The organism is Mesorhizobium sp. RCAM 05099 (assembly GCF_059683685.1).
Genome location: NZ_CM185035.1, coordinates 2,876,582 through 2,903,408 on the forward strand (window position 1 = coordinate 2,876,582; position 26,827 = coordinate 2,903,408).

Annotated in this window: 27 protein-coding genes; 20 read left to right on the plus strand and 7 right to left on the minus strand. The window is 63.2% G+C overall.

The window, feature by feature from the left end:
• Positions 1-63: 63 nt before the first annotated feature.
• The 7 genes from AC56QQ_RS14165 to otsB all read left to right on the plus strand — a co-directional run bounded on the left by AC56QQ_RS14165 (position 64) and on the right by otsB (position 7,609).
• Positions 64-582 carry an RrF2 family transcriptional regulator gene (locus tag AC56QQ_RS14165; RefSeq protein ID WP_497128025.1) on the plus strand — a complete coding sequence of 173 codons (519 nt, stop codon included), beginning with the start codon at positions 64-66 and terminating at the stop codon, positions 580-582.
• A 10-nt stretch (positions 583-592) separates the two neighbouring features.
• The gene (locus AC56QQ_RS14170) at positions 593-1,051 is read left to right on the plus strand and encodes a carboxymuconolactone decarboxylase family protein (protein WP_497128027.1); all 459 of its coding nucleotides are present in this window, start codon (positions 593-595) and stop codon (positions 1,049-1,051) included.
• A 68-nt stretch (positions 1,052-1,119) separates the two neighbouring features.
• Positions 1,120-1,497, plus strand: coding sequence for a DoxX family protein (locus tag AC56QQ_RS14175; protein ID WP_497128029.1), 378 nt, complete (start codon positions 1,120-1,122; stop codon positions 1,495-1,497).
• A gap of 157 nt (positions 1,498-1,654) precedes the next feature.
• Positions 1,655-2,716, plus strand: coding sequence for a glycosyltransferase family 4 protein (locus AC56QQ_RS14180; protein WP_497128031.1), 1,062 nt, complete (start codon positions 1,655-1,657; stop codon positions 2,714-2,716).
• A 50-nt stretch (positions 2,717-2,766) separates the two neighbouring features.
• Complete coding sequence (locus AC56QQ_RS14185) at positions 2,767-4,929, plus strand: amylo-alpha-1,6-glucosidase (RefSeq protein WP_497128033.1); 2,163 nt, start codon at positions 2,767-2,769, stop codon at positions 4,927-4,929.
• A gap of 164 nt (positions 4,930-5,093) precedes the next feature.
• Entirely contained in the window at positions 5,094-6,872 is a 1,779-nt protein-coding gene (locus AC56QQ_RS14190; RefSeq protein WP_497128035.1) for an alpha,alpha-trehalose-phosphate synthase (UDP-forming), read from the plus strand.
• Positions 6,869-7,609, plus strand: a complete 741-nt coding sequence (gene otsB, locus AC56QQ_RS14195; RefSeq protein ID WP_489862145.1) for a trehalose-phosphatase — start codon at positions 6,869-6,871, stop codon at positions 7,607-7,609. Before AC56QQ_RS14190 ends, otsB begins: the two co-directional genes overlap by 4 nt.
• 436 nt (positions 7,610-8,045) lie before the next feature.
• Here otsB and AC56QQ_RS14200 read toward each other — a convergent pair whose 3' ends face one another.
• Both AC56QQ_RS14200 and AC56QQ_RS14205 read right to left on the minus strand, forming a co-directional pair.
• Positions 8,046-8,768, minus strand: coding sequence for an SDR family oxidoreductase (locus AC56QQ_RS14200; protein ID WP_497128037.1), 723 nt, complete (start codon positions 8,766-8,768; stop codon positions 8,046-8,048).
• Entirely contained in the window at positions 8,765-9,610 is an 846-nt protein-coding gene (locus tag AC56QQ_RS14205) for an SDR family NAD(P)-dependent oxidoreductase (RefSeq protein WP_497128039.1), read from the minus strand. The genes AC56QQ_RS14200 and AC56QQ_RS14205 overlap by 4 nt, the downstream gene beginning before the upstream one ends.
• Before the next feature lie 103 nt (positions 9,611-9,713).
• Between AC56QQ_RS14205 and AC56QQ_RS14210 the strand changes: the two genes are divergently transcribed.
• On the plus strand, positions 9,714-10,592 hold the full coding sequence (locus AC56QQ_RS14210; RefSeq protein WP_497128041.1) for a helix-turn-helix transcriptional regulator: 879 nt from the start codon (positions 9,714-9,716) through the stop codon (positions 10,590-10,592).
• Between the two features lie 16 nt (positions 10,593-10,608).
• On the opposite strand, the gene AC56QQ_RS14215 is transcribed toward AC56QQ_RS14210, so the two are convergent.
• Positions 10,609-11,232, minus strand: a complete 624-nt coding sequence (locus AC56QQ_RS14215) for a TetR family transcriptional regulator C-terminal domain-containing protein (RefSeq protein WP_091580580.1) — start codon at positions 11,230-11,232, stop codon at positions 10,609-10,611.
• 254 nt (positions 11,233-11,486) lie between these two features.
• On the opposite strand from AC56QQ_RS14215, the gene aptA reads away from it, so the two are divergent.
• The 5 genes from aptA to AC56QQ_RS14240 all read left to right on the plus strand — a co-directional run bounded on the left by aptA (position 11,487) and on the right by AC56QQ_RS14240 (position 16,450).
• A complete protein-coding gene (gene aptA / locus AC56QQ_RS14220) occupies positions 11,487-12,815 on the plus strand; it encodes an omega-aminotransferase AptA (RefSeq protein WP_379103532.1) in 1,329 nt (442 codons plus the stop codon).
• Between the two features lie 136 nt (positions 12,816-12,951).
• Positions 12,952-13,302, plus strand: a complete 351-nt coding sequence (locus AC56QQ_RS14225; protein WP_497128043.1) for an endonuclease domain-containing protein — start codon at positions 12,952-12,954, stop codon at positions 13,300-13,302.
• On the plus strand, positions 13,303-14,553 hold the full coding sequence (locus AC56QQ_RS14230; protein ID WP_489862140.1) for a Zn-dependent hydrolase: 1,251 nt from the start codon (positions 13,303-13,305) through the stop codon (positions 14,551-14,553).
• A 65-nt stretch (positions 14,554-14,618) separates the two neighbouring features.
• Positions 14,619-16,070: a dihydropyrimidinase gene (gene hydA / locus AC56QQ_RS14235; protein ID WP_091580202.1), complete on the plus strand. Its 1,452-nt coding sequence runs from the start codon at positions 14,619-14,621 to the stop codon at positions 16,068-16,070.
• The gene (locus AC56QQ_RS14240) at positions 16,070-16,450 is read left to right on the plus strand and encodes a hypothetical protein (RefSeq protein WP_497128045.1); all 381 of its coding nucleotides are present in this window, start codon (positions 16,070-16,072) and stop codon (positions 16,448-16,450) included. Before hydA ends, AC56QQ_RS14240 begins: the two co-directional genes overlap by 1 nt.
• A 23-nt stretch (positions 16,451-16,473) precedes the next feature.
• Here AC56QQ_RS14240 and AC56QQ_RS14245 read toward each other — a convergent pair whose 3' ends face one another.
• Positions 16,474-16,878, minus strand: a complete 405-nt coding sequence (locus AC56QQ_RS14245; RefSeq protein WP_497128047.1) for a cupin domain-containing protein — start codon at positions 16,876-16,878, stop codon at positions 16,474-16,476.
• A 130-nt stretch (positions 16,879-17,008) separates the two neighbouring features.
• Here AC56QQ_RS14245 and AC56QQ_RS14250 point away from each other — a divergent pair, with 130 nt between their 5' ends.
• Genes AC56QQ_RS14250 through AC56QQ_RS14270 form a run of 5 tightly spaced genes read left to right on the plus strand, consistent with a single transcriptional unit; the run spans position 17,009 to position 21,367 of the window.
• Positions 17,009-17,800: an ABC transporter ATP-binding protein gene (locus tag AC56QQ_RS14250; RefSeq protein ID WP_489862136.1), complete on the plus strand. Its 792-nt coding sequence runs from the start codon at positions 17,009-17,011 to the stop codon at positions 17,798-17,800.
• On the plus strand, positions 17,793-18,326 hold the full coding sequence (locus AC56QQ_RS14255; RefSeq protein WP_497128996.1) for an endonuclease domain-containing protein: 534 nt from the start codon (positions 17,793-17,795) through the stop codon (positions 18,324-18,326). The genes AC56QQ_RS14250 and AC56QQ_RS14255 overlap by 8 nt, the downstream gene beginning before the upstream one ends.
• Entirely contained in the window at positions 18,326-19,204 is an 879-nt protein-coding gene (locus AC56QQ_RS14260) for an ABC transporter permease (protein WP_497128049.1), read from the plus strand. The genes AC56QQ_RS14255 and AC56QQ_RS14260 overlap by 1 nt, the downstream gene beginning before the upstream one ends.
• A gap of 1 nt (position 19,205) precedes the next feature.
• Positions 19,206-20,354 carry an ABC transporter permease gene (locus AC56QQ_RS14265; RefSeq protein WP_497128998.1) on the plus strand — a complete coding sequence of 383 codons (1,149 nt, stop codon included), beginning with the start codon at positions 19,206-19,208 and terminating at the stop codon, positions 20,352-20,354.
• Positions 20,355-20,395: 41 nt separating this feature from the next.
• Positions 20,396-21,367 (plus strand): ABC transporter substrate-binding protein, encoded by a 972-nt coding sequence (locus AC56QQ_RS14270; RefSeq protein WP_489862133.1) that lies wholly within the window; start codon positions 20,396-20,398, stop codon positions 21,365-21,367.
• Positions 21,368-21,413: 46 nt separating this feature from the next.
• Here AC56QQ_RS14270 and AC56QQ_RS14275 read toward each other — a convergent pair whose 3' ends face one another.
• Positions 21,414-21,872, minus strand: a complete 459-nt coding sequence (locus AC56QQ_RS14275) for an Lrp/AsnC family transcriptional regulator (protein ID WP_497128050.1) — start codon at positions 21,870-21,872, stop codon at positions 21,414-21,416.
• Between the two features lie 122 nt (positions 21,873-21,994).
• Here AC56QQ_RS14275 and AC56QQ_RS14280 point away from each other — a divergent pair, with 122 nt between their 5' ends.
• Positions 21,995-23,278, plus strand: coding sequence for a cystathionine gamma-synthase family protein (locus AC56QQ_RS14280; RefSeq protein WP_497128052.1), 1,284 nt, complete (start codon positions 21,995-21,997; stop codon positions 23,276-23,278).
• Positions 23,279-23,465: 187 nt separating this feature from the next.
• On the plus strand, positions 23,466-23,906 hold the full coding sequence (locus tag AC56QQ_RS14285; RefSeq protein WP_489862129.1) for a CHRD domain-containing protein: 441 nt from the start codon (positions 23,466-23,468) through the stop codon (positions 23,904-23,906).
• A gap of 39 nt (positions 23,907-23,945) precedes the next feature.
• Here AC56QQ_RS14285 and AC56QQ_RS14290 read toward each other — a convergent pair whose 3' ends face one another.
• Together AC56QQ_RS14290 and AC56QQ_RS14295 are read right to left on the minus strand one after the other, a co-directional pair.
• Positions 23,946-25,595 (minus strand): thiamine pyrophosphate-binding protein, encoded by a 1,650-nt coding sequence (locus tag AC56QQ_RS14290; RefSeq protein ID WP_497128054.1) that lies wholly within the window; start codon positions 25,593-25,595, stop codon positions 23,946-23,948.
• Positions 25,592-26,767, minus strand: a complete 1,176-nt coding sequence (locus AC56QQ_RS14295; protein ID WP_497128056.1) for a CaiB/BaiF CoA transferase family protein — start codon at positions 26,765-26,767, stop codon at positions 25,592-25,594. Before AC56QQ_RS14295 ends, AC56QQ_RS14290 begins: the two co-directional genes overlap by 4 nt.
• Positions 26,768-26,827 lie beyond the last annotated feature (60 nt).

Below are 26,827 nucleotides of genomic sequence, written 5' to 3' on the forward strand. Positions count from 1 at the left end.
CTTTCCTATTGCAGATAAAAATTATCCACGATAAAAGATATCCATGAATAGGAGGGCCACACCATGAAGCTGGGCGAGGGCGTTGAGGCGGCCATCCACTGCGCGGCCACGCTGGCGAGTGTCGAGGGCAACAGCACCATGCCCGGCTCGGCCCTGGCCGAGTCCTTCGGCCTGTCGCCGAGCTATCTCCTGAAGCATCTCAATATGCTGACCGCCGAGCGCATCCTGGAATCGGTATCGGGTCCGGCGGGCGGCTACCGACTGGCGCGGCCGGCCGAACGCATCACGCTGCTCGACATCGTGCTGGCGGTCGAAGGGCGCGAACCGGCATTTCGCTGTGGCGAGATTCGCCGCAACGGTCCGGTCAAGCTCGATGCATCCGCCTACGTCAAACCCTGCGGCATCAATGCAGCGATGCTCAGGGCTGAGCGCGCCTATCGGGCAGCGCTCGCCGAAACAAAGCTGTCCGACATCGTGGCGGACTACGCGGCGGAGGGCGATCCGAGATCCTTTGCCGCGAGCTGCGCCTTCGTGGCGCGCCATCAGCGCCCGCAGAAATCCAGTTCAACCAAGCAGACGTGAAAGGAAGACGATGAAACAGAGGCTGCAATTTTTCGCCAAGGCGCCGGAAATCATGAGGGCGGTGTCGGCGCTCAACAAGGCGGTGGACGAATGCGGGCTCGAGGAAAGCCTGCTGCACCTGATCAAGCTCAGGGCCTCGCAGATCAATGGCTGCTCCTACTGCGTCGAGATGCACAGCCGCGAGGCGAGGCGCGACGGCGAGACCGAGCAGCGGCTCTATCTGGTTTCGGCCTGGAAGGAATCGCCGCTGTTCTCCGAGCGTGAGCGCGCCGCCTTCGCCTGGACCGAGGCCGTGACCCTGATCGCCAACAACGGCGTATCGGACGAACTCTACGCACGCACGCTCGAGCATTTCTCGGAAGAGGAACTGGTCAAGCTGTCGGTGGCGCTTGGCATGATCAACACCTGGAACCGGCTGTGCATCCCGTTCCAGGCCATTCATCCGATGCCGGCGGCCAAGGCTGCCTGATCGACCGATTATGTCTTGGGAGCGCCGTCGAGAGGCGGCGCTCCAACTGTTTTCAAAGGGAGAGTTTGGTGTCCACCGATTTGCCTTCGACCTTGTTGTTTCTCGGCCGCCTGTTGCTCGGCGGCGCCTTCGTCTTCGCCGGCCTGCGCAACATCCAGAACAGAGCCTTCCTGACGGGGCTTATGGCCGCGCGTGGCGTGCCGCAGGCGCGATTGGCACTGTGGGCCGGCATCGTCCTGCAGATCATTGCCGGCCTGTTGGTGATGGCTGGCCTGTGGACCGCGACTGCCTGTGCGGTGCTGGTGCTGTTCCTGATCGTCGCCACGCCGATGTTCCACAATTTCTGGGACCATCAGGGTCCGGATCGCGCCGCGCGCATCAATGGCTTCGTCGGCAACGTCGCGTTGAGCGGTGGTTTTCTGACCCTGATCGCGCAGTCTGTTTGACAAGTCCGCTGGCGGCCAAAAGGCCGCTGTCATTTTCTGCATGGGCGTTTCCCTAACGACGGCAGACGTGCAGCGCCGCCGGGATCGGTCATTAAATCGGAACCAATCTCGCCGTTGACGCATTTCGCACCTGTATGCCGAGCATCCAGGATGAAATATGAAGATCGCCCATATCGCGCCGCTTTATGAATCGGTGCCGCCCAGACTCTATGGCGGCACGGAGCGCATCGTTTCGTATCTGACCGAAGCGCTGGTCGATATGGGCCATGAGGTGACGCTGTTTGCCAGCGGCGACAGTCAAACCTCCGCAAAGCTGGTGGCTGGCCGCGAATGCGCGCTGCGCCTCGATCCGCGCCCGTTGAAATCCGAGACGGCGGCGCATCTTTCGATGCTTGCCGAGGTGAGGCAACGCGCGAGCGAGTTTGATGTCATCCATTTCCACCTCAGCCACTTCCTGCATTTTTCCTTCTTCGAGGACATGGCGCAGCGGACGGTGACGACGCCGCATGGTAGGCTCGACTACGTCGACCTGATGCCGGCCTATGAGCGGTTCCCGCGCTTTCCGATGATTTCCATTTCGCGCAGCCAAAGGGCAGGCCTCGCCAAGGCCAACTGGCTGGCGACGATCCACCACGGATTGCCGACCGATATCTACGAACCGACTTTCGAGGCCACGGCGGAAGAACCCTATCTTGTCTTCCTCGGCCGGTTTTCACGCGACAAGCGCCCCGACCGCGCCATCGAGATCGCCTTGCGTTCGGGGCTGAGGCTGAAGCTTGCGGCAAAGATCGGTGATGACGATCGCGCCTATTTCCACGAGGTGGTCGAGCCTTTGATCGATGGCGATCGCATCGACTATGTCGGCGAGATCGAGGAGGACCAGAAAGCGGAGTTTCTCGGCAAAGCGGCCGGCCTGCTGTTCCCGATCGACTGGCCGGAGCCGTTCGGCCTCGTCGCCATCGAGGCAATCGCCTGCGGCACGCCGGTGATCGCCTGGAATTGCGGCGCGCTGCCCGAGATCATCGATCACGGCGTCACCGGCTTTATCGCGGATTCGGTGGATGCCGCCGTCGCCGCCGTGCCGGATTTGCTGCGGCTCGACAGGCGGAAAGTGAGAGCCGTTTTCGAGAATCGGTTTTCCGCCAGAAGAATGGCCGGCGACTATCTGGCTGCCTATGCGCGCCTGGTCGGTGTCTCGACGCAAGCGAAGGCGTCGTGAACAGCGCCGCGTCCTGGCGACGGGAACGAAACGACAGGGATCTGTGACGAATGGCCCAACTCGACGAGCGCCAACTCGATCCCGCCGTAGCGCTTGCTTCGCTCGACGAGACCGCTCCGCGTGAGCCGCACCGGCTGTTCGCGCTCAAGCAGGGCGACTGCTTTGTCGTCGCCGATGCCTATGGCGACATACGTGGCGCCGGCGATGGTTTCTTCCGCGACGACACACGCGTGCTCTCCGAATTCCGGCTGACAGTCGGCGGCAGGCAGACATCGTTGCTGGGCGCGTCGCTCAGCCAGGACAATGTGCTGTTCACCACCAACCTGACCAACCTGCCGATGCTAAGTGCCGGCGGCCACGACATTCCGCAGGGCGCGATCCATGTCGAACGCGTCCGGCTGCTTTGGCAGGACAGGCTGTTCGAACGCATCACCCTTTCCAACTACAGCCGGGAGAACTCGACGATCGGGGTTTCCCTGCACTTTGCCGCCGATTTCCGCGATATGTTCGAAGTGCGCGGCTCGACACGACTCAGGCGGGGCATGTCCCATGCGGCCGAGACGGGTGTGGCATCGGTCCTGTTGCGCTACGACGGCTTGGACGGGCTGGCACGCGCATCGGCGATATCGTTTTCGCAGGCACCGGATCAATTGACAGCCGACCGCGCCGATTTCCTGCTCGCGGTGACCAAGCGCACCAGCAAGGTGCTCTATGTCGAAGTCGGTGCCGAGGCGGCGGACGCGCCTGATCGCGACCGGTTTCGTGCCGCCGCCGCTCGGGCGCGCTTTGGCATGCGGGCCAAGCGTCGCCATGGCGCGACGGTGCACAGCTCCGGCCGCGTCTTCAACGACTGGGTCGAACGAGCCCGCGCCGATGTCGCGCTGCTGACCACCGAGCTTGCGACCGGACCCTACCCCTATGCCGGAATTCCTTGGTTCTCCACGGCGTTCGGACGCGACGGCGTCATCTCGGCGCTGCAGATGCTCTGGCTCAATCCGGGCCTTGCACGAGGCGTACTGGCCTTCCTTGCCCAGCATCAGGCGACCGAGACGTCGCCGTTCAGCGATTCGCAGCCTGGCAAGATCATGCATGAGACTCGCAAGGGCGAAATGGCGGCGCTGCTGGAGCTTCCCTTCGGCCGCTATTATGGTGGCGTCGACACGACGCCGCTCTACATCCATCTCGCCTGTGCCTATGCCGATCGAACCGGTGACATGGCGTTCATCGACAGCCTTTGGCCGTCGCTGTGCGCCGCGGCCGAATGGACGGAGGAGGCCGGCCGCGAGACCGGGTTCGTGACCTATCTGCGGGCGGCGGAGTCCGGCCTCGCCAACCAGGGGTGGAAGGACAGCTTCGATTCCATCTTTCATGCCGATGGCCGCATCCCCAAGGGGCCGATCGCCCTGGTCGAGGTGCAGGGCTATGTCTTTGCCGCCTTCCGGGGCCTGGCGAAACTTGCCCGTCGCCGTGGCGAGGACGAGAGAGCCGATCACTGGGACGGCGCCGCCGAGGCCATGCGGGTCGCGGTGGAACGCGATTTCTGGCTGGATGATCTCGGCTTCTATGCCGTGGCGATCGACGGTTCCGGGGAGCCTTGCAAGGTGCGGACCTCGAATGCGGGACATCTGCTGTTTGTCGGGCTTCCCGAGCCGGCGCGGGCGCAGATGGTCGCCGAACAGCTTCTTTCCGCCTCCTTCCATTCCGGCTGGGGCTTGAGGACGCTTGCCGACGATGCCGTGTTCTTCAACCCGATGTCGTACCATAATGGTTCGATCTGGCCGCATGACACCGCACTCTGCGGTGCCGGCTTGGCGCGCTATGGCGAGCGCGAGAGCGTGGTTCGCCTGATGAGCGGCACGTTCGAGTCGGCGGTCCATTTCAACATGCGGCTGCCCGAACTGTTCTGCGGTTTTACGCGCGCCCCGGGCGAAGCACCGATCGCCTATCCCGTAGCCTGCCTGCCGCAAGCGTGGTCGGCGGGTTCGGCTTTCATGCTGATGCAAGCCTGCCTTGGCCTGGAGATCGACGGCTGGGACGGGGAAATCCGCGTTACCCGCCCCAGGCTGCCGATCGGCATCGATACGCTCACGCTGCGGCATCTGGGCGTTGGCGACACAAAGGTTGACCTGACGTTCCAGCGGGTCGGCGATCGGGTCGTCGCTTTTCTCGCCGACCGGCATGAAGGGCTGGTGCCGCTCATCGTCAGGACATGATCCGGGTCAGTACATGATCCGGGCCAAAATTGGCCGGAACCGATCCCGTCCTTGTGCGTTGCAAAAATGCGGGTCCGAACGGCGGCCAAGTCGCCGACGGACAACTTCAGACCAGAAACACGAACAAATCGGCCGCCGAACGGCCGGAAACGAGTTGGCATTCAATGACGGACTATGGCGTGGACCTGCTTTGGGTTCTGATTCTTGCGAGCCTCGGCTTTTCCGCTTTTGCTGTTTACTTCTCCATATCGCGGCAACGCCGCAGTCATCCTCCGGCGGTTATACATCCCGCCGGCGAAGACGTCGCGGCGGAGGCGGCGCGCAAGGTGATACGCGAGTTCGAAAAGAACGGCCAATCGGTTGATGCCGCCCTGGTGACATGGTCGCCCGAAACCCTGCGCAAGATCCTGGCCGACGATCTGCCGGATGCCCAGGTCATCGTGGTGTCCAACCGCGAGCCCTACATCCACAACAGCAAGGATGATGGCATTGAATTGCTGGTGCCTGCCAGCGGCCTGGTTTCGGCGCTCGAGCCGATCACCCGCGCCTGTGCCGGCACCTGGATCGCCTATGGCGGCGGAACGGCGGACCGTCTCACGGTCGACAAGGACGACCGCGTACAGGTGCCACCCGGCAATCCCTCCTACACGCTGCGCCGGGTCTGGCTGACGGAGGAAGAGCATCAGGGCTACTATCTCGGCTTCGCCAATGAGGGCCTCTGGCCACTTTGTCATATCGCCTTTACCCGGCCGATCTTTCGCGCCTCGGACTGGGAGGCCTATGAAGCCGTCAACCGGAAGTTCGCCGATACGGTGGTTGCCGAAGCACGCAACGAGCGGCCGATCGTGTTGGTCCAGGACTACCATTTCGCGCTGTTGCCACGGATGATCCGCGAGCGCCTGCCCGAGGCGATCGTCATCACCTTCTGGCACATCCCGTGGCCGAACTCGGAGGTGTACAGTATCTGCCCGTGGCGTGAGCGCATTCTCGAGGGGTTGCTCGGCAGCTCGATCATCGGCTTCCACACCCAGTTCCACGCCAACAATTTCACCGAGAGCGTCGACCGCTTCCTGGAAAGCCGCATCGAGCGGGCCGATGCGGCCATCTCCTATGGCGGACAAACAACGCTGGTGCACGCCTACCCCATCTCCATAGAGTGGCCGGCGGAACTTCTGGCAAAACTGCCTGATGTGGATGCGTCCCGCGCCAGCCTGCGCGAGCGGTTCGGACTGAAAGCGGACGTCAAGCTGTGCGTCGGGGTCGAACGCCTCGACTACACCAAGGGCATTCTCGACCGTTTCCAGGCGCTGGAAGAATTGTTCATCAAACATCCCGAATGGGTTGGGAAGCTGGTTGTGCTGCAGATCGCGGCACCCAGTCGCGGTACGCTGCCTGCCTACAAGCAACTCCACGACGAATGCCACCGCTACGCCGAAGAGCTTAACCAGCGCTATGGCAGCGAGGGCTATAGGCCGGTGGTCATGGTGGCCGAGCATCACTCGCAGGAACAGGTCTACGAGATCTACCGGGCCGCCGACATATGCATGGTCACCAGCCTGCATGACGGCATGAACCTTGTCGCAAAGGAATTCGTCGCGGCGCGCGACGACGAACAGGGCGTGCTGTTGCTCAGCACGTTTGCCGGAGCCTCGCGCGAGCTGCTCGAGGCCCTGATCGTCAATCCCTACGATCCGGCAATGATGAGCGAGGCGCTGTTGCAGGCGCTGACCATGACGCCCGACGAGCAGCGCCAACGCATGCGGCCCATGCGCGAGATGGTCCGCAACAACAATGTCTATCGCTGGGCCGGCAGCATGCTTCTGGATGCGGCGCGCTTGCGCAAGCGCGGTGACGTCGATCGGGCAACGAGCACTGCCGACCGGCCGCCAGGCATCGACAATGTCGTTTCCATGTTCGAACGCAAACGGGTGGCAATGTCATGAGCGACACCTTGCAAAGGCCGCAGGCCTTGCTGACAGGCGAATGGGCGCTGTTCCTCGACATCGACGGCACCCTGCTGGAACATGCGGAACACCCAGACGCTGTCTCGGTCAGTGACGAGCTTCGCTCTTTGCTGCGAGGCCTGGATCACAAGTTGAACGGGGCATTGGCCTTTATCACCGGCCGCTCCGTTGCGGCAGTAGACCATTTGTTTCAGCCTCTGAAACTGCGCGCAGCCGGGCTTTATGGCCTGGAACACCGGCTCCTGCCGGACGACGATGTCGAGGTTGCGGGAGAGCCGGCGGATATTGCCGCACTTGCCGAAGAGATCGAGGCGGAGCTCGGTCGTGGGCAGGTCTATATCGAACGCAAAGGCCGGGTGCTGGCCATCCACACACGCGCCGCCCCGCATCTGCTTCCACGCGCGACGCAGCTTGTCGAGCAAGCGCTGGCCAGCCTGCCCAAGGGCTACCGGGTGGTTCCGGGCAACGCCGGCGTGGAACTTTTGCCGCTCGAGGCCGCCAAGGGCGCCGCGATTCGGCGTTTCATGGACATCGCGCCCTTTACAGGCCGTCGCCCGGTCTTCCTGGGCGATGACACGTCGGACGAAAACGGCTTCGAAGCCGTGAATGATGCCGGCGGCATATCAATACGGGTCAGACCGCCAGCACATACCACCGCGCGGTACGGCCTTGCCGGTGTTGCCGAAACGCTCGCCTGGCTGAGAGGTCAACTTTAGGGCCAGCCGAGGACGCAACCGCGATCAGGCATCTTGGAAAAGGTATTTCGGCCAGGAAAGGAACGTCAATGGGACGCTTTGCACGTTTGGTTCGCGAGATCACGCCGAGCTGGCTTAGCCCTCAATCCTCCCGCCATGGGGCCGCCGGCGCGTCACTGTCCGGCGACGCGGATTCGAGTTGGCGGGAAGCGATCGACAACAAGATGTATGGGGCCGATACGTCGGACTATTCCCATGTCCCGGAACAACCTGCTTCAGGTGCGGCAAGACCGGCCGGCGACAGGCCCCTGGACGGCAAGAATATGCCTCCAAGGAAGGCCAAATGAGGTAGCAGGTCCTGTCGGTGCCTGATGCTCGCGGGGATCTCGTTCGCCGCGCCGGCTTTTGCCACTTTGACAGGTCTGGGACGGCCTCACGACCGCCACAATGACCCACGTCAGGCTGCAAACCGCAGGCCGCCGTCGCAGGTCAGCACCTGGCCGGTCATGAAGCCGTTCGAGACGAGAAAGGCGATGGCGCCGGCGACGTCCTCGGCGCGGCCGATACGGCCGACTGGTGTCTTGCCGGCATAGTCGGCAAAGATTGCCTGCCTTTGCTCTTCGCCCAGAAAGTCCCACCAGGGCGTGTCGATGACGCCAGGCGCCACGACATTGACGCGCAGTGGCTTCAACTCCACCGCCAGGATCGGCACCACGGTCAAAAGCATGCCGTTGATGGCGGCAATGCCGGCGACACCCGGTATGGCGAGCTGAGCCGAGACCGCCGAGATGAAGGTGACCGACCCGCCCTTGTTCAGGGTCGGCAAGGCGGCCTGCAGGCAGGACAATTGTGGCCTTACTTTCTCGTCGACGCCGCTGCCGATGTCGGTCAGGTCAAGCGTCTGGAAGGGGCCAAGGCCCTTGCCGCCGCTGGCCGCCAGCACCAGGTGATCGAAGGGGCCGAGACCGCTGAAGAAGCTGTCGACCTCGTTTGGCTTCGAGGCATCGAAAGCAGCCTTCTCGGCGGCGCCGCCAAGGCTCTTCCACGCGCTGTTGAGCTTGTCCTGGTTGCGGCCGGTGATGGTCACCTTCATGCCCGGCCCAATCAGCTTGCGCGCGGTCGCGAGGCCGATGCCGGAAGAGCCACCGATGATGACGGCGTGTTCGATCTTGTTGGTCATGAATGCTGTTCCTTGGATGTTGGGGAAGCCGGGCCGACGAGGTCTAGGCTCAAGGCTCGCAATTGCTGTCTTGCCCTGGTGTCGTAGGCCTGGGCGTTGGCGCGGGACTCGCGCAGGCCGTCGAAATAGAGGCCGCTGCGCCCTTCCAGTGCCGGGGAGGTGGCCAGATTGAGGATGGCGTCGGCGCCGGTCTCGACCGAACTCCATGGCGTCACGCCGGCCTGGCGGACCATGGTGGTGTTCATGTAGCTGGCCGGATGCAGCGCGTTGACGGTTACGCCGCTGCCTTTCAGGTCCTGCGCAAGGTCGACGGTGAACAGGATCTGCGCCAGCTTGCTCTGGCAGTAGGCGCGTACGCCGTCATAGGAACGGGTCAGCATGACGTCGCTGAAATCGATCGCCTGCTGGCCGGCCGAGGCGACATTGACGATGCGCGCCGGCGCGCTGGCCTTGAGCAACGGCAGGAGCTCCGTGGTCAGCAGGAAACCGGCGAGATAGTTGACCGCGAAGCGCAGTTCGTAGCCGTCGGCGCTGACCTGTCGTCTGGCGCCTTGGCCTGCCGTGCCGATGCCGGCATTGTTGATGAGGATGTCGAGCCGGTCGGTCCTGGCGCGTACGGTCTCGGCAAGGCGGCGGACCTCGGCCAGCGAGGAGAGGTCGGCGACCAGCAGCTCGGCCTTGCCGCCGGCGGCTTCGATATCGGCCACGGTCGCCTTGCCGCGCGCCGCGTCGCGGCCGTGCACCAGGACGCGGGCGCCCGCGGCGCCGAGCCTGTGCGCCACGACACGGCCGACGCCGTCGGTCGAGCCGGTGATGAGGATTATCTTGTCTTTCAGTTCCATGTTCGGAGCCTCCATTTCGTCGCTCCGAACCAAAGATGGGGCAGCTTGCGCGCGCCAAACAGTTCAAACTTTATCCTGGTATCAATACTGCTATAATAAGCTCATGGAATCCCGATCCCCCACTCAGTCCGCTGAAGACAGCCGCCGACGTGAGCTCGGCGCTTTCCTACGTTCGCGCCGTGAAAGGTTGACGCCCTCGGCAACGGGCATCGCCACCGGATTGCGGCGGCGCACGCCCGGGCTTCGGCGCGAGGAGGTGGCGATGATCGCCGGCGTCGGCACCACCTGGTACACATGGCTGGAGCAGGGGCGGGACGTCAGGCCCTCCGTGGAAGTGCTGACGGCCCTCGGCGAGGCATTGCGCCTCGATGCCGCCGAAAAACAGCATCTGTTCATCCTCGCCGGCCGCCAGCAGCCGGAGCGTCGTGTCGTGGCGCCGGAAAAGGTCGACGGTCCCTTGCTGCACATGCTGCAAAGCTTGGTCCTGCAGCCAGCCTATGTGATCGGCCGGCGCTGGGATGTGCTGGCCTGGAACCCGGCGGCGGTGGCGGTGTTCGGCGACTATGGTCTGCTGGAGGGGGACGCCCGCAACATCGTCCACATGGTGTTCACCAACCCGCACCACCGGCGCCTGCTGGTCGACTGGGAGCAAGTGGCGCGCACCGTGCTGGCCTCGTTCCGGGCCGCAAGCGCCAGATATGTCGGCGATCCGGATTTCGAGCGGCTGATCGAGTTGATGACGCGATCAAGCCCGGAGTTCCGCAGTTGGTGGCCGCAGCGCGACGTCGCGCGCCGATTGTCGGGGGTGAAGCATGTCCGGCACCCGATCGCTGGCGCGATGACGTTCGAGCATATGAGCTTTTCGATCGACGACGGCTCCGATATGAAGCTGATCGCCTACACGCCGCTTGCCGAGCAGAACTCGGTCGCCAAGCTGCAGACATTGCTGGACGCATTGCCGGCCGAGCGGCGCAGCGCGTGAGCCCCTCGGCCAGGGGTCAGCTTTTCGGCTTCAGCCCCTCGAGGAACAATTGCTCCAGGAAGCGGGCGGCGTCCTCGAAACGGCCGTCGCCGCCACGGTTCGGCCCAAGCACGGCGCGGACCTGAACGTCGAAATCGGCATAGTGCTGGGTCGTCGCCCAGATGGAGAAGATCAGGTGCCAGGGGTCGGTCCTGGCGATCTTGCCGGCCCGCATCCAGCCCTTGATGACGGCTGCCTTCTCGTCGACCAGCGTTTTCAGCTCGCCGGCCAGCAGCGGCATGATGCGCGGCGCCCCTTGCAGGATCTCATTGGCGAACAGCCGGCTCTCGCGTGGAAAATCGCGTGCCATTTCCAGCTTGCGCCTGATGTAGCTGCGCAATTCGGTCAGCGGATCGCCGATGTCGTCCAGTTCGCGCAGCGGCGCCAGCCAGGTATCGAGCAGCCGCTGCATCAGTGCCTCGTGGATGTCCTCCTTGCGGCGGAAGTAGTAGAGCAGGTTCGGCTTCGACATGCCGGCGGCTTCGGCGATCTGGTCGATGGTCGAGCCGCGAAAGCCATGGGTGGAGAACACCTCGAGCGCCGCCTCGAGTATGAGTTCACGCTTTTCCTGCTGGATGCGGGTGCGGCGAGGGGCGTCCATGCTGGTGTTCACCGTTGCGGGCCCTCGCGTTGACGGTCATCTGGACCAATTCTCTGGACCAGTTTTTCCTTAGGCTGTGGAGCGCGCTTCCGATGCCGCATTTCCGCTAGTAATCCCTTGACCGCCGACAGGGCGGTGCTAACGTTTGTCCAATCGGTCAAAAATTTGCGTAGCATGAAAACGTCGCGAAGACCAACAGTTGGGAAGACCAAGCGTTAGGCGCACCGAAACAGTTACAAGGGGAAGTCTTGGTCATGTCCAACCGGCTGAAAGTCACGCCGAACGATCTCAGCGCATTCTGGATGCCGTTCACGGCAAACCGGCAGTTCAAGCAGGCGCCACGCATGATGGTGTCCGCCAAGGACATGCATTACACGACGAGCGATGGCCGCAAGGTGCTGGACGGTACCGCTGGCCTGTGGTGCGTCAATGCCGGCCACTGCCGGCCCAAGATCACCGAGGCGATCCAGCATCAGGCCGCCGAGCTCGACTATGCGCCGGCCTTCCAGATGGGCCATCCGATCGTGTTCGAACTGGCCAACCGCCTGGTCGATCTCGCGCCGAAGGGCATGGACCATGTGTTCTTCACCAATTCCGGCTCGGAATCGGTCGAGACCGCGCTAAAGATGGCGATCGCCTATCACCGCGCCAAGGGCGAGGGCTCGCGCACTCGCCTGATCGGTCGTGAGCGCGGCTATCACGGCGTCAATTTCGGCGGTATCTCGGTGGGCGGCATCGTCACCAACCGCAAGATGTTCGGCACGCTGCTTGGCGGCGTCGACCACATGCCGCATACGCATCTGCCGGAGAAGAATGCCTTCACCAAGGGTGTGCCGGAACATGGCGCGGAACTCGCCAACGAACTGGAGCGCATCGTCGCCCTGCATGACGCCTCGACCATCGCCGCCGTCATCGTCGAACCGGTCGCCGGCTCCACCGGCGTCATCCTGCCGCCCAAGGGTTACCTGCAGAAGCTGCGCGAGATCTGCACCAAGCACGGCATCCTGTTGATCTTCGACGAGGTCATCACCGGCTTCGGCCGCCTCGGCACGCCATTCGCCGCCGACTATTTCGGTGTGACGCCCGACATCATGACCACCGCCAAGGGCGTCTCCAACGGCGTCATCCCGATGGGCGCGGTGTTCGTGAAGAAAGAAATCCACGACGCCTTCATGACCGGCCCCGAGCACATGATCGAGTTCTTCCACGGCTATACCTATTCGGGCAACCCGATCGCCTGCGCGGCGGCACTCGGCACGCTCGATACCTACAAGGAAGAGGGCTTGCTGACCCGTGGCGAGGAACTGGCGCCCTATTGGGAAGACGCGCTGCATTCGCTGAAGGGCGAGCCGAACGTCATCGATATCAGGAACATCGGCCTGATCGGCGCGATCGAGCTGGCGCCGATCGCCGGCCAGCCGACCAAGCGTGCCTTCTCGGCCTTCGTCAAGGCGTTCGAGCGCGGCGCGCTGATCCGCACCACCGGCGACATCATCGCGCTGTCGCCGCCGCTCATCATCACCAAGGGCCAGATCAACGAATTGATCGACCATGTGCGCGATGTGCTGAGGTCGATCGATTGACAAATTGGGCGCGGATATCCCTCCCCCTCGAGGGGAGGGTGGCCGCGAAGCGGTCGAGTGGGGTCGGTACGACGGGGCGCCGACCTGATCTTTTGCGAGGCCGCCACTAATGCCCCGCACTCGCGTGAGTTTCGAAATGCGCCAGAAGGCGCGGGCGCTTCGAGTTCACGCGACCAAGGGCGAATCCCTGCTGTGGTATGAACTGCGGGACCTGAAATCGGCCGGCATCAAGTTTCGCCGTCAGTGCCCGATTGGGCCGTATATCGTCGACTTCAAACGGTACGACGCCGTTCGTGATGCCTATCTGCGTTCGCTCGGGTTCGATATCTTTCGCGTTGACGAGCCCGATGTCATAAACAGCGCGTGGCATGTCGCGCAGGTGGTCAAAGGGAAGGTCGAGCTTATGTCAGGCGACCCCACCCGACCGCTTCGCGGCCACCCTCCCCTCGAGGGGGAGGGGAACCCCGCGCAATTGGAGAGGTTTTGAATGGCCGCGCCCGGCGAGAATCTGCGAATCAATTCAGACCGTTTGTGGGATTCGATAATGGAAATGGCGAAGATCGGCCCCGGCATTGCCGGCGGCAACAATCGCCAGACCGTGACCGACGAGGACGGCGAGGGCCGGCATCTGTTCAAGCGCTGGTGCGATGCGGCAGGGCTCGAAATGGGCGTCGACGAAATGGGCACCATGTTCGCCCGCCGCGAAGGCACCGATCCCAGCCTGCCGCCGGTCTATGTCGGCAGCCATCTCGACACGCAGCCGACCGGCGGCAAGTATGACGGCGTGCTCGGCGTGCTCGGCGGGCTGGAAGTGGTGCGCTCGCTCAACGATCTCGGCATCAAGACCAAGCACCCGATCGTCGTCACCAACTGGACCAACGAGGAAGGCGCGCGCTTTGCGCCTGCGATGATGGCGTCCGGCGTGTTCGCCGGCGTGCTTGATCAGGCCGATGTCTACGAACATGTCGACAAGGACGGCAAGAAGTTCGGCGAGGAATTGGAGCGCATTGGCTGGAAGGGCACCGAGAAGGTCGGCGACCGCAAGATCCACGCTTTCTTCGAACTGCATATCGAACAGGGACCGATCCTCGAGGACGAAGGCATCGACATTGGCGTCGTCACCCATGGCCAGGGGTTGAAGTGGCTGCAGGTGACGCTGACCGGCAAGGAGGCGCACACAGGGTCGACGCCGATGCCCAAGCGCCGCAATGCCGGGCTCGGCATGGCGCGGGTGATCGAGCTGGTGCACGAGATCGCCATGGACTACCAGCCCGACGCCGTCGGCGCGGTTGGGCACATGGAGGTCTATCCGAACTCGCGCAACATCATCGCCGGCCGCACCGTCTTCACCATCGACATCCGCTCGCCCGAGAAGGAAGTGCTGGATGCGATGGACGGCCGCATCCGCGAAGGCATCGACACGATCTGCGAGGCACTGGACATCCAGTACAAGATCGAGCAGGTCGGCCATTTCGATCCGGTCACCTTCGACAAGGGCTGCGTCAAGGCCATCCGCGATGCCGCCGAACGGCTCGGTTATACGCACCGCAACATCGTCTCCGGCGCCGGCCATGATGCCTGCTGGATAAACCGCGTCGCGCCGACCGCGATGGTGATGTGCCCCTGCGTCGACGGGCTGTCTCACAACGAGGCGGAAGATATCACCAAGGAATGGGCCTCGGCGGGCGCCGACGTGCTGTTCCATGCAGTGGTGGAGACAGCTGTCATCGTGGAGTGAGCCTAGAGATCTACATTCCAAACGCCGCTCACAAAGAAGCGCGAAGAGAACAGGGGAACGAGAAAATGACCAAAGTCATCAAGAACGGCACCATCGTCACCGCCGACCGCACCTGGAAGGCCGATGTGCTGTTCAGCCACGGCAAGATCGTCGCCATCGGCCCGGATCTGCATGGCGACCACGAGTTCGACGCCACCGGCTGCTACATCATGCCGGGCGGCATCGACCCGCACACCCACCTCGAAATGCCGTTCATGGGCACCTACTCGGCCGATGATTTCGAATCCGGCACGCGGGCGGCGCTCGCCGGCGGCACCACGATGGTGGTCGATTTCTGCCTGCCGGCGCCGCAGCAGTCGCTACTCGAAGCCTTGCAGATGTGGGACAACAAGACCTCGAAGGCGTCCTGCGACTACTCCTTCCACATGGCGATCACCTGGTGGGGCAAGCAGGTGTTCGACGAGATGGCCACCGTTGTCGACAAGGGCATCACCTCGTTCAAGCACTTCATGGCCTACAAGGGCGCGCTGATGGTGGACGACGACGAGATGTATGCGTCGTTCCAGCGCTGCGCCGATCTTGGCGCGCTGCCGCTGGTGCATGCCGAGAATGGCGACGTGGTCGCAGCCCTGTCGCAGAAGCTGCTGGCCGCTGGCAACAATGGGCCGGAGGGGCACGCCTATTCGCGTCCGCCGGAGGTGGAAGGCGAGGCGACCAACCGCGCCATCATGATCGCCGACATGGCCGGCGTGCCGCTCTATGTCGTGCATGTCTCCTGCGAGCAGAGCCATGAGGCCATCCGCCGGGCGCGCCAGAAGGGCATGCGGGTGTTCGGCGAACCGCTGATCCAGCACCTGACGCTGGATGAGAGCGAATATTTCAACAAGGATTGGGACCATGCGGCGCGCCGCGTGATGAGCCCGCCTTTCCGCAACAAATTGCACCAGGATTCGCTCTGGGCCGGCCTGCAGGCCGGATCGCTCCAGGTGGTCGCGACCGACCATTGCGCCTTCACCACAAGCCAAAAGCGCAACGGCGTCGGCGACTTCACCAAGATCCCCAACGGCACCGGTGGTCTGGAAGACCGTTTGCCGGTGCTGTGGACCACGGGCGTCAACACCGGCCGGCTGACGATGAACGAGTTCGTCGCGGTGACCTCGACCAACATCGCCAAGATCCTCAACATGTACCCGAAGAAGGGCGCCATCGTCGAAGGCGCGGATGCCGACATCATTGTCTGGGATCCGAAGCGCAAGAAGAAGATCACGGCCAAGAAGCAGCAGTCGGTGATCGACTACAATGTCTTCGAAGGGTTCGAGGTGACCGGACTGCCGCGCTTCGTCTTCTCGCGCGGCGAACTGTCGATCCAGGAAGCCGAGGTCAAGGCCAAGCCCGGCCATGGCGAATTCGTCGGCCGCGAACCGAATGCGGCGGTCAACCGGGCGCTGTCGACGTGGAAGGACATCACCGCGCCGCGCAAGGTAGAACGCACCGGCATTCCGGCGACCGGGGTTTGATGGTGAGGCGCGCGGGGCTCTTTTCAGCCGCTCTTCTTGTCCTGGCTGCCGGCCATGCGTCGGCCGCCGGCATCGATCTGTCCAAGCCCTATGGCAACAAGTCCGGCTGCATCAACAAGAACGGCCAGCAAGTCTATGCGGAGGACATGCTGCTGCTGAACGATACGGAATTCATCACCGCGACCAGCGCCTGCACCTTTACCGAGAAGAAGACACAGGCTGACGGGTCGCTGGTGGTGAAGTCAATGTGCGAGGCGGAAGGCGAGGATGGTCAGTCGCCGATACAGTTCACCGTGAAGCGCAGCCCCAAGAACGCCAAGAAGCTGGTGATTGCCGACGAGGACGGCACTGTCTACGGAGAAGTGTCCCGTTGCCGATGACGGCCTCTGCATCGATGCCGGCTTCAGGCGACCAGCGCATCCAGATCCGGCAACAGAACGACGCTTTCCTGTTCGTTGGGATCGGTGCGGGCAATGACGGCCGAGGCGGGAGCGCCGCTCAGATTGGCCGGCAGATGCGGCACACCGGCGGGAATATAGAAGAGATCGCCTGCCTTGACGACGATATGATGCTCCAGCCGGTCGCCATACCAGGTTTGGACTTCGCCGGAGAGCACATAGATCGCCGTTTCATGGCTTTCGTGCATGTGCGCCTTGGCACGGGCGCCGGGCGGCATGGTCAGCATGTGCATGCAGATGCCGGAGGAGCCGACCGTTTCGGCGGCAATGCCGGCGAAATAGGTCAATCCCTGCTTGCCTTCATAAGAGCTTTCAGGGCGGATAAGATGACAAGTCGGTTTAGGCGACATCGGGGAAACTCCGGGCGTCGATCGAGTGGGACAAGACCAGTGGGACGGGGCGAGTGGAAAACAACATCGCGATAAAAGCAATCGGAATCCAGCCGGCGCCCCAGGGACGGGAACAGGCAGGCCGCAGCCGATGACAGGGACCTCGCCAGCCGTCGTTGCGGCAAGCAGACTCGGACTGACCTTCCAGACCAATGACGGGCCGGTGCAGGCGCTGTCCAATGTCGACCTGACCATCGGCAAGGGTGAGTTCGTCTCCTTCATCGGGCCTTCGGGCTGCGGCAAGACCACCTTGCTGCGCGTCATCGCGGATCTGGAGAAGCCGACATCGGGGACGATTTCGGTCAACGGCATGACACCCGAACAGGCGCGTGAGAAACGCGCCTATGGCTATGTCTTCCAGGCAGCGGCCCTGTTTCCCTGGCGCACCATCGAGCGCAATGTGGGGCTGCCGCTTGAGATCATGGGCCTGTCCAAGGCTGAGCAGGCGGAGCGCATCAAGCGCACGCTCGACCTCGTCAACCTGTCCGGATTCGAGAAGAAATATCCCTGGCAGCTGTCGGGCGGCATGCAGCAGCGCGCCTCGATTGCCCGTGCGCTGGCCTTCGACGCCGACCTCCTGTTGATGGACGAGCCGTTCGGCGCGCTGGACGAGATCGTGCGCGACCATCTCAACGAGCAATTGCTGGAACTGTGGGGACGAACCAACAAGACCATCTGCTTCGTAACCCACTCCATTCCCGAAGCCGTCTATCTGTCGACGCGCATCGTCGTCATGTCACCGCGGCCGGGCCGGGTCAGCGACATCATCGAATCGACGCTGCCGAAGCAACGGCCGCTCGACATCCGCGAGACGCCGGAGTTCCTGGCGATCGCGGCGCGGGTTCGTGATGGCTTGAGGGCAGGGCACAGCTATGATGATTGAGCGGGCGGGAGATGAGTTCCCTCCTCTCCCCACCGGGGAGAGGGTGGCCGGAGCGAAGCGGAGGTCGGGTGAGGGGGCGGCGCCGACGTATCCAACCAAGAGGAAGGCCGGGGCCACGGAGCGCGCCCGAGAGCTGCGACTTGACGAAACCAAGGCCGAATACCGGCTTTGGGGGGAACTGAGAGGTCGTCACCTCAACGGCTACAAATTTGTACGGCAAGTGCCGCTCGGTCCTTTCATTGCCGATTTCGTTTGTCGCGAGAAAGGCTTAATCGTCGAACTTGACGGCAGCCAACACGCGGGTTCACCAACCGATCCGGCCAGAACAGCTTGGCTGAATGGCTATGGTTATTCGGTTGTTCGGTTCTGGAACCATGAGGTTTTGGCCGAGCGCCGAGCGGTCCTGGATACGATCTTGGCTTGCCTTGACGGAAAGATTTCTACCCCCTCACCCGGCCTCCGCTTCGCTCCAGCCACCCTCTCCCCGTTGGGGAGAGGAGGGCGCCTCACAGGCGAGGCCTGCTGATGGACTCCTTCCGCGACAAGCTGATCCCAGTTACCTCGATTCTCGCCGGCGTGGTCGTCCTCTGGTACGTTTTCGCCGTCATTCTCAACACGCCGTTCCAGCGCGATCTCGACCGCCGCGCCAATGAAACCCCTGCCTTGAGCGAATTCATCGGGAAGACGCTGTCGCAGCCGAAGCCGACGCTGCCGGCGCCGCACCAGGTGGCGGTGAACTTCTTCGAGAACACCTTCCTGCGGCCCATCAATTCGAACCGCAGCCTCGTCTACAACGCCTGGGTGACGCTGTCGTCGACACTGCTCGGCTTTGCCTTCGGCACGGCGCTCGGCATCATCATTGCCGTCGGCATCGTGCATGTGGCGACGCTCGACCGCAGCCTGATGCCGTGGATCATCGCATCGCAGACCATTCCCATCCTGGCGGTGGCGCCGATGATCATCGTCGTGCTGGCGGCGATCGGCATCACCGGCCTCATCCCGAAGGCGATGATCTCGACCTATCTGTCGTTCTTCCCGGTGACGGTGGGCATGGTGAAGGGGTTTCGCTCGCCCGAGATCATGCATCTCGACCTGATGCACACCTACAATGCCAGCGGCGCGCAGACCTTCTGGAAGTTGCGCGTGCCGGCCTCGGTGCCATTCCTGTTCACCTCGATGAAGGTGGCGGTGGCGGCAAGCCTTGTCGGCGCCATTGTTGGCGAACTGCCGACCGGTGCGGTCGCCGGCATCGGCGCCAAGCTGCTGGCCGGCGCCTACTACAGCCAGTCCATCGACATCTGGTCGGCGCTGGTCGCAGGCTCGGTGGTGGCGGCACTTCTGGTCATGGTGGTCGGCATTGCCGGCCGCATCGTCGACCGCGCCATGGGCGGGAGGCCGGCATGAGCTGGCTGAAACCCTCCGGCAAGCGGCGCTGGCCATCGTGCTGTGCGTGGCCGGACTTGCGCTTGGCGCGATCGCCGCGCCAAAAGTCGATCCGCTGGCGCAGCCCGCGGGGACGTTGATATATCCCTATGCGGCGACGAACTGGCTGATCTTCGGCGCGCTGCTTCTCGCGGCTTTGATCTCGATGGCCAGAATACCGTCCGTCGTCGAAGCCGTCGTGCTTTTCATCGGCGCCCATCTCGTGGCCTGGCTGCTGATTGGTGGCATCGCCGGCTTCGAAGGCCTGGCGCGGGCACCGTATTTCCTGCTGCTCACGGCGGCCTGGCTGCTCGGCTGGCGCTGCGTCGCCGTGCTGTCAGGACTTCGGCCGATGGCGAGCTGGGCCCGGAGCGCGCTGCGCCTGATCATCCCGGCTATCTTCGGCGCCTGGATTCTGATCATCTGGGAGGCGGTGACGCGCGGCGCCGGCATCCCCTTCATCCTGTTGCCGCCACCGAGCGCCATCGGTGCGCGCATCGCCAGTTCGCTGCCGGTGCTCGGCGCCGATGTCCGGCAGACCATCTTCAAGGCGGTGATCTTCGGCTACATCGTCGGCAGCGGCGCCGGCTTCATCACCGCCGTGCTCGCCGATCGCGTGCCGTTCCTGCGGCGCGGGCTTTTGCCGATCGGCAACATGGTCTCGGCGCTGCCGATCATCGGCGTCGCGCCGATCATGGTCATGTGGTTCGGCTTCGACTGGCAGTCCAAGGCGGCTGTGGTCATCATCATGACCTTCTTCCCGATGCTGGTGAACACGGTCGCCGGGCTTGCCGCTTCCGGCCATATGGAACGCGACCTGATGCGTACCTATGCGTCGGGCTACTGGCAGACGCTGCTGAAGCTCAGGCTGCCGGTCGCCGCGCCTTTCATCTTCAACGCGCTGAAGATCAACTCGACGTTGGCGCTGATCGGCGCCATCGTCGCCGAGTTCTTCGGCACGCCCGTCGTCGGCATGGGCTTCCGCATCTCGACCGAGGTCGGGCGGATGAACATCGACATGGTCTGGGCCGAAATCGCAGTTGCAGCACTTGCGGGTTCGGTCTTTTATGGCGTGGTCGCTCTGGTCGAAAGAGCCGTCACGTTTTGGCATCCCTCTGTCCGTGGTGGATAGGGGCGGTGGGTTTAAGGGTGCTAACTTCAGAGGGTAAAAACATGAAAAGACTTGTTATTCCTGTTCTGGCCGGCGCGATGTCGCTGGCCGCGTTCCAGGCGATGGCCGCAGACAAGGTGACGTTGCAGCTGAAATGGGTCACGCAGGCCCAGTTTGCCGGCTACTACGTCGCCAAGGCCAAGGGTTTCTATGAGGCCGAGGGTCTCGACGTCGACATCAAGCCGGGCGGCCCCGATATCGCGCCCGAGCAGGTCATCGCCGGCGGTGGCGCCGATGTCATCGTCGACTGGATGGGCGGTGCGCTGGCCGCGCGCGAAAAGGGCGTGCCGCTGGTCAACATCGCCCAGCCGTTCAAGAAGGCCGGCATGGAGCTGGTCTGCCCGAAGGACGGCCCGATCAAGACCGAAGCCGACTTCAAGGGCCACACACTCGGTGTCTGGTTCTTCGGCAACGAATATCCGTTCTACGCCTGGATGAACAAGCTTGGCCTCAAGACCGATGGCGGCCCGGATGGCGTCACCGTTCTCAAGCAGAGCTTCGACGTGCAGCCGCTGATCCAGAAGCAGGCGGATTGCATCTCGGTCATGACCTACAACGAGTACTGGCAGCTGATCGACGCCGGCTACAAGCCGGAACAGCTCACCGTGTTCAACTATTCGGCGATGGGCAACGACCTGCTCGAGGACGGGCTCTATGCGTCGGAAGACAAGCTCAAGGATCCGGCCTTCGAAGACAAGATGGTGCGTTTCGTGCGTGCCTCGATGAAGGGCTGGAAATACGCCATCGACAACAATGACGAGGCAGCAAGCATCGTCATGGACGGTGGCGGCCAGGACGAGAACCACCAGAAGCGCATGATGAGCGAAGTCGCCAAGCTGATCGACAATGCCGACGGCAAGCTCGACCCGGCGACCTACGAGCGCACCGCCAAGGCGTTGCTCGACCAGAAGATCATCACCAAGGAGCCGAAAGGCGCTTATACCACTGCCATCACCGACAAGGCGGTCAAGTAAGCCTACCGGATATCCTGATCATGAGAACGGCGCCTCTGGCCAAGTGTCAGAGGCGCCGTTCCTTTATGGTGTTCATGACGAAGCTGGTTTCGATCGAGGCGACGCACTTCAGCCGCGCGATCTTTTCCCTGATGAAGCGCTGGTATTGTTCGAGGCTGCCTGTCACCACCTTCAGCACATAGTCGCGCGAACCGGTGACGAGGTGGCATTCCAGCACTTCTTCCCAACCGCGGATCGCGTCCTCGAACATGACGATCTCGTCCTCGTTCTGGCGGCCGAGCCGGACGGTGGCGATGGCGACCATGCTCCAGCCGAAGGCGGCCGGATCGACCAGCGTGGTGTAGCCCCTGATAATTCCGGTCTCCTCCAGCCGCCGCACCCGCCTCAGGCAGGGCGACGGTGACAGGCCGATGCGCTCGGCAAGCTCGTTGTTGGGGATGCGGGCGTCGGCCTGCAGTTCACGCAGGATCTTGCGGTCGAAATCGTCGGCTATCTTCTGCTGCATTTTTGCGCTCTTTCAGCAATTTGTTGCGCAAACGCAGCCATGGCTGCCCAGAAATAGCAAGGACTGCGTGCTGAAGATCGCATAAATTGCCGCGCAACGCGCTCCAAAAGTAGGAAAAAGCCATGCCCGCACCACGCCCGTCGAAAACCCATATCGGCAACCACAAGCTCCATCCGGAGACGCTGATGCTGAGCTATGGCTTCGATCCGCAGCTTTCGGAGGGCGCGGTCAAGCCACCGGTGTTCCTGACCTCGACTTTCGTGTTCAAATCGGCCGAAGAGGGTCGTGACTTCTTCGACTACACGTCCGGTCGCAAGGAGCCTCCAACTGGCACGGCGTCCGGTCTGGTCTATTCGCGCTTCAACCACCCCAACAGCGAGATCGTCGAGGACCGGCTGGCGATCTACGAGGGGACGGATGCCTGCATCCTGTTTTCATCCGGCATGTCGGCGATCGCGACGACGCTGCTCGCCTATGCCCGTCCGGGCGACGTCATCCTGCATTCGCAGCCGCTTTATGGCGGCACCGAGACGCTTTTGACGCGCACGCTTTCCGGCTTCGGCGTCGCTGCTGTCGGCTTCGTCGATGGTGTCGACGAGACGGCGGTGCGCGCGGCCGCCGACGCAGCCGTCGCGAAGGGCCGCGTTTCGGTCATCCTGATCGAGACGCCGTCAAATCCGACCAACAGCCTTGTCGATATCGCGCTGATGCGAAGGATCGCCGACGAGATCGGCGCGAGCCAAGGTTCGACGCCGATCGTGGTCTGCGACAACACGCTGCTTGGCCCGGTGTTCCAGCGGCCCATCGAGCACGGCGCCGATGTTTCCGTCTATTCGCTGACCAAATATGTCGGCGGCCATTCCGACCTGATCGCGGGCGCCGCCATGGGCGGCAAGACGGTTACCAAGCCGATCAAGGCGCTACGCGGCGCGATCGGCACGCAGTTGGACCCGCATTCCTGCTGGATGCTCGGCCGCTCGCTGGAGACGTTGTCGATCCGCATGGAGCGGGCCAACGACAATGCGCGCCTCGTCGCCGAATTCCTGCGCGATCATGCCAAGGTCGAGAAGGTGCATTATCTGCCGTTCCTGGGCGAGGATACACAGGCGGGTCGCGTTTACCGGATGCAAAGCAGCGGCGCCGGCTCGACATTCTCCTTCGATATCAGGGGCGGGCAGAAGGCGGCTTTCGCCTTTCTCAACGGATTGCAGATCTTCAAGCTGGCGGTGAGCCTCGGCGGAACGGAATCGCTGGCCAGCCACCCGGCGGCCATGACCCATTCGGGCATTCCCTTCTATGTGCGCCAGCGCATCGGCGTGCTTGAGACCACGGTCAGGCTGTCCATCGGTGTCGAGCACCCCGACGACCTGATCGCTGATCTCACGCAGGCGCTGGCGGCCGTCTGACCATTGCCTTTCGCTTATTGAGGCGTTGATGGATGATCTGGGGTGTGCGGGCGCGACCGCCTCTTTTGCTCCATTGGTCATCACATATGCGTGCGCCCGCGGATACTTTTGGCCAGCCGACCGTTGTGCTGATACATCCATGCGGCCGGGGGGCCGCAAGGGTGTTACATCCAACGGAGGTTCTAAAATGCGAATGCATTCCTTTTCGCCGATCGTTTCGGCACTTGCCGTCTCTGCTTCCATCTTCCTTGCCTCGCCGGCCTTGGCCGACATGGAAAAGTTCAAGGCGACGCTCGATGGCGCCCAGCAAAATCCGCCCGTCACCACGAAAGGCAAGGGAACTGCCACTTTCACGTTCGACACGGCCAAGAAGAAGCTTAGCTGGAACGTCAAATATTCCGGCCTAAGCGGGCCGGCGGTGGCTGGGCACATTCACGGCCCGGCGGCGGTGGGTGAGAACGCCGGACCGGTGATCCCGTTCAAGAAGCTCAAGAGCCCGATCAAGGGTTCGGCTGTCTTGACCGATGCCCAGGCGGCTGACCTGGAGGCCGGCAAATATTACGTCAACGTCCACACCGCCGCCAACAAGGACGGCGAGATCCGCGGCCAGATCGAAAAGGCGATGTAGGGAAGCCACAACGCAAGGGGCGGGCAACCGCCCCTTTTTTTAGGCTTTGTCGCGAATCTGCGTCATCGTCCGGGTTGGCGTGATCGCCTCCGGGTCGAGCCTGATCTCGACGATCGCGGGCTTGCCGCTGGCGCGGGCACGCTCGAAGGCCGGGGCGAAGTCCGCCGTCTTCTCGACCGTTTCGCCATGACCGCCATAGGCGCGGGCTAGGGCAGCGAAGTCGGGATTCTTGAGATCGGTGGCGACGACGCGGCCGGGATACTCGCGCTCCTGGTGCATACGGATGGTGCCGTAGATGCCGTTGTTGACGACCACGACGATGATCGGCAGGTCATACTGCACAGCGGTGGCGAATTCCTGCCCGTTCATCAGGAAGCACCCGTCGCCGGCGAAGGCGACCACGGTGCGGTCCGGAAACAGCCCTTTCGCGGCGACCGCGGCAGGGGTGCCATAGCCCATCGAGCCCGAGGTCGGCGCGCCCTGGGTGGCGAAGCGGCGGAAGCGATGGAAACGATGGACCCAGGTGGCGTAGTTGCCAGCGCCGTTGGTGAGGATGGCGTCGTCGGGCAGCATCTTTTCCAGATAGTTCATGATCGGCCCCATCTGGACCGAGCCGGGGCCGCTTTCCGGCGGTGTCGACCAGTCGAGATAGGCGGCATGCAGCTTTGGCGTCTCGCCTGCCCAGACGGGTGCCGAGGCCGGCTTGCGCTTGGCGAAGGCTTCGACGAAGGCGGCGGGCGAGGCGTTGATAGCCAGTGTCGGCCGATAGACGCGGCCGAGCTCTCCGGCGTCGGCATGGATATGGACCAGCGTCTGGTCGGGGTAGGGGCTCTTCAAGAGCGTGTAGTCGGAGGACGGCATCTCGCCCATGCGGCCGCCGATGAGCAACACGAGATCGGCCTGCTTGACCGCCGTCGCCAGTTTCGGATTGATGCCGATGCCGACATCGCCGGCATAGTTCGGATGCAGATGGTCGAACAGCATCTGGCGGCGGAAGGAACAGCCGACCGGCAGGGACCACGCCTCGGCGATCGTGCGCATGCGTGCCACGGCCTCGGCGTCCCAGCGCGTGCCGCCAAGGATGACGAAAGGCCGCTTGGCCTTGCCGAGCAGCTTTTCCAGCGCATCGAGTTCAGCTTCGCCCGGCCATGTTTCGACCGGCGTGTGCGGCAAGGCAGCGGGCGCTTCGACGACACTGGTCAGCATGTCTTCAGGCAGCGAGATCACCACGGGACCGGGACGGCCCGATGTCGCCACCGCGAAGGCGCGGGTGACGAATTCAGGGATGCGCGAGGCATCGTCGATCTCGACCACCCATTTGGCGATGTCGCCGAAAAAGCGCTTGTAGTCGACCTCCTGGAAGGCCTCGCGCTCCTTGGCGTGGCTGGCAACCTGGCCGATGAACAGGATAAGGGGGATCGAATCCTGCATGGCGATGTGGATGCCGGCTGAGGCGTTGGTGGCGCCGGGGCCGCGGGTGACGAAGCAGATGCCGGGCTTGCCAGTCAGGCGGCCATGACAGTCGGCCATCATCGCCGCACCGCCTTCCTGGCGGCAGACAATGGTGCGGATCGGCGAGTCGTGCAGTGCGTCGAGCACCGCGAGGTAGGATTCTCCGGGCACGCAATAGATACGGTCGCTGCCATTGGCTTCGAGTGCGTCGACGATCAGCTGTCCGCCGGTCTTCATTTCTTGGACCTCTCCAGTTCGGCAAGGATTTCTTCGGTGTGTTCGCCCAGGCGCGGCGAGGGGCGCTCATAGACCAGCGGCGTGCCCGACATGACCATCGGCGCCCGCACCGAAGGCAGGAGATTGCCGTGGCCGTCGTCGAGATCGAGCCGCATGCCGCGAGCGATGGTCTGCGGGTCGGCGAACATCTGGCCGATCGTGTTGATCGGGCTCGCCGGCACGCCTGCCGCTTCCAGTCTTGCCAGCAGCGGGTCACGATCAAAAGTCTTCAGCGCTTCGATAACGTATTCGCGCAGCTTTACCCGGTTGACGACCCGGGCCGGATTGGTGGCGAAATCGGGATTGGCCGGCAAATCGTCCAACCCGACGGCGGCGCAGAATTTGGCGAACTGGCCGTCATTGCCGACCGCCAGGATGATGTGGCCATCCCGGACCGGCACCACCTCGTAAGGGGCGATGTTCATGTGCGCGTTGCCCATCTGGACCGGCGACTTGCCGGAGACGAGATAATTGAGGTTCTGGTTGCCGAGCGCCGAGATCTGGGTGTCGAAGAGCGCCATGTCGATGTGCTGACCCTCGCCGGTCTTTTCGGCATGACGCAATGCGGCCTGGATGGCGATGACGGAATAAAGACCGGTGAAGATGTCCGATATGGCGACGCCGGCTTTTTGCGGCTCGCGGCCGACCTCACCGGTGATCGACATCATGCCGGCCATGGCCTGGATGATGAAGTCGTAGCCGGCGCGCGGCGCATAGGGCCCATCCTGGCCGAAGCCGGTGATCGAGCAATAGACGAGGCGCGGGTTGATCCTACGCAGGCTGTCGTAGTCGAGCCCGTATTTCTTCAGGCCACCGAGCTTGAAGTTCTCGATCAGCACATCCGACGTGGCGACCAGTCGGCGCACCGTCTCGGCGCCCTCAGGCGTCGAGAAATCGATGGCGATGGAGCGCTTGCCGCGATTGCAGGAATGGTAATAGGCGGCCGACAGGTTCTCGCCGTCCTTGCCGATGACGAAGGGGGGACCCCATTTGCGGGTGTCGTCGCCGCCATCGGGGCTTTCGACCTTGATGACGTCGGCGCCCAGATCGGCAAGCAATTGCCCGGCCCACGGCCCGGCAAGGATGCGGGCGAGTTCGACGACGCGGACGCCTTTCAGCAGGGGTTCGGCCATAAATCACCGTGGTTGCCGCAATCACCGTGATTGCTGCGAAAGCAGAGCCTCTATCAAGCT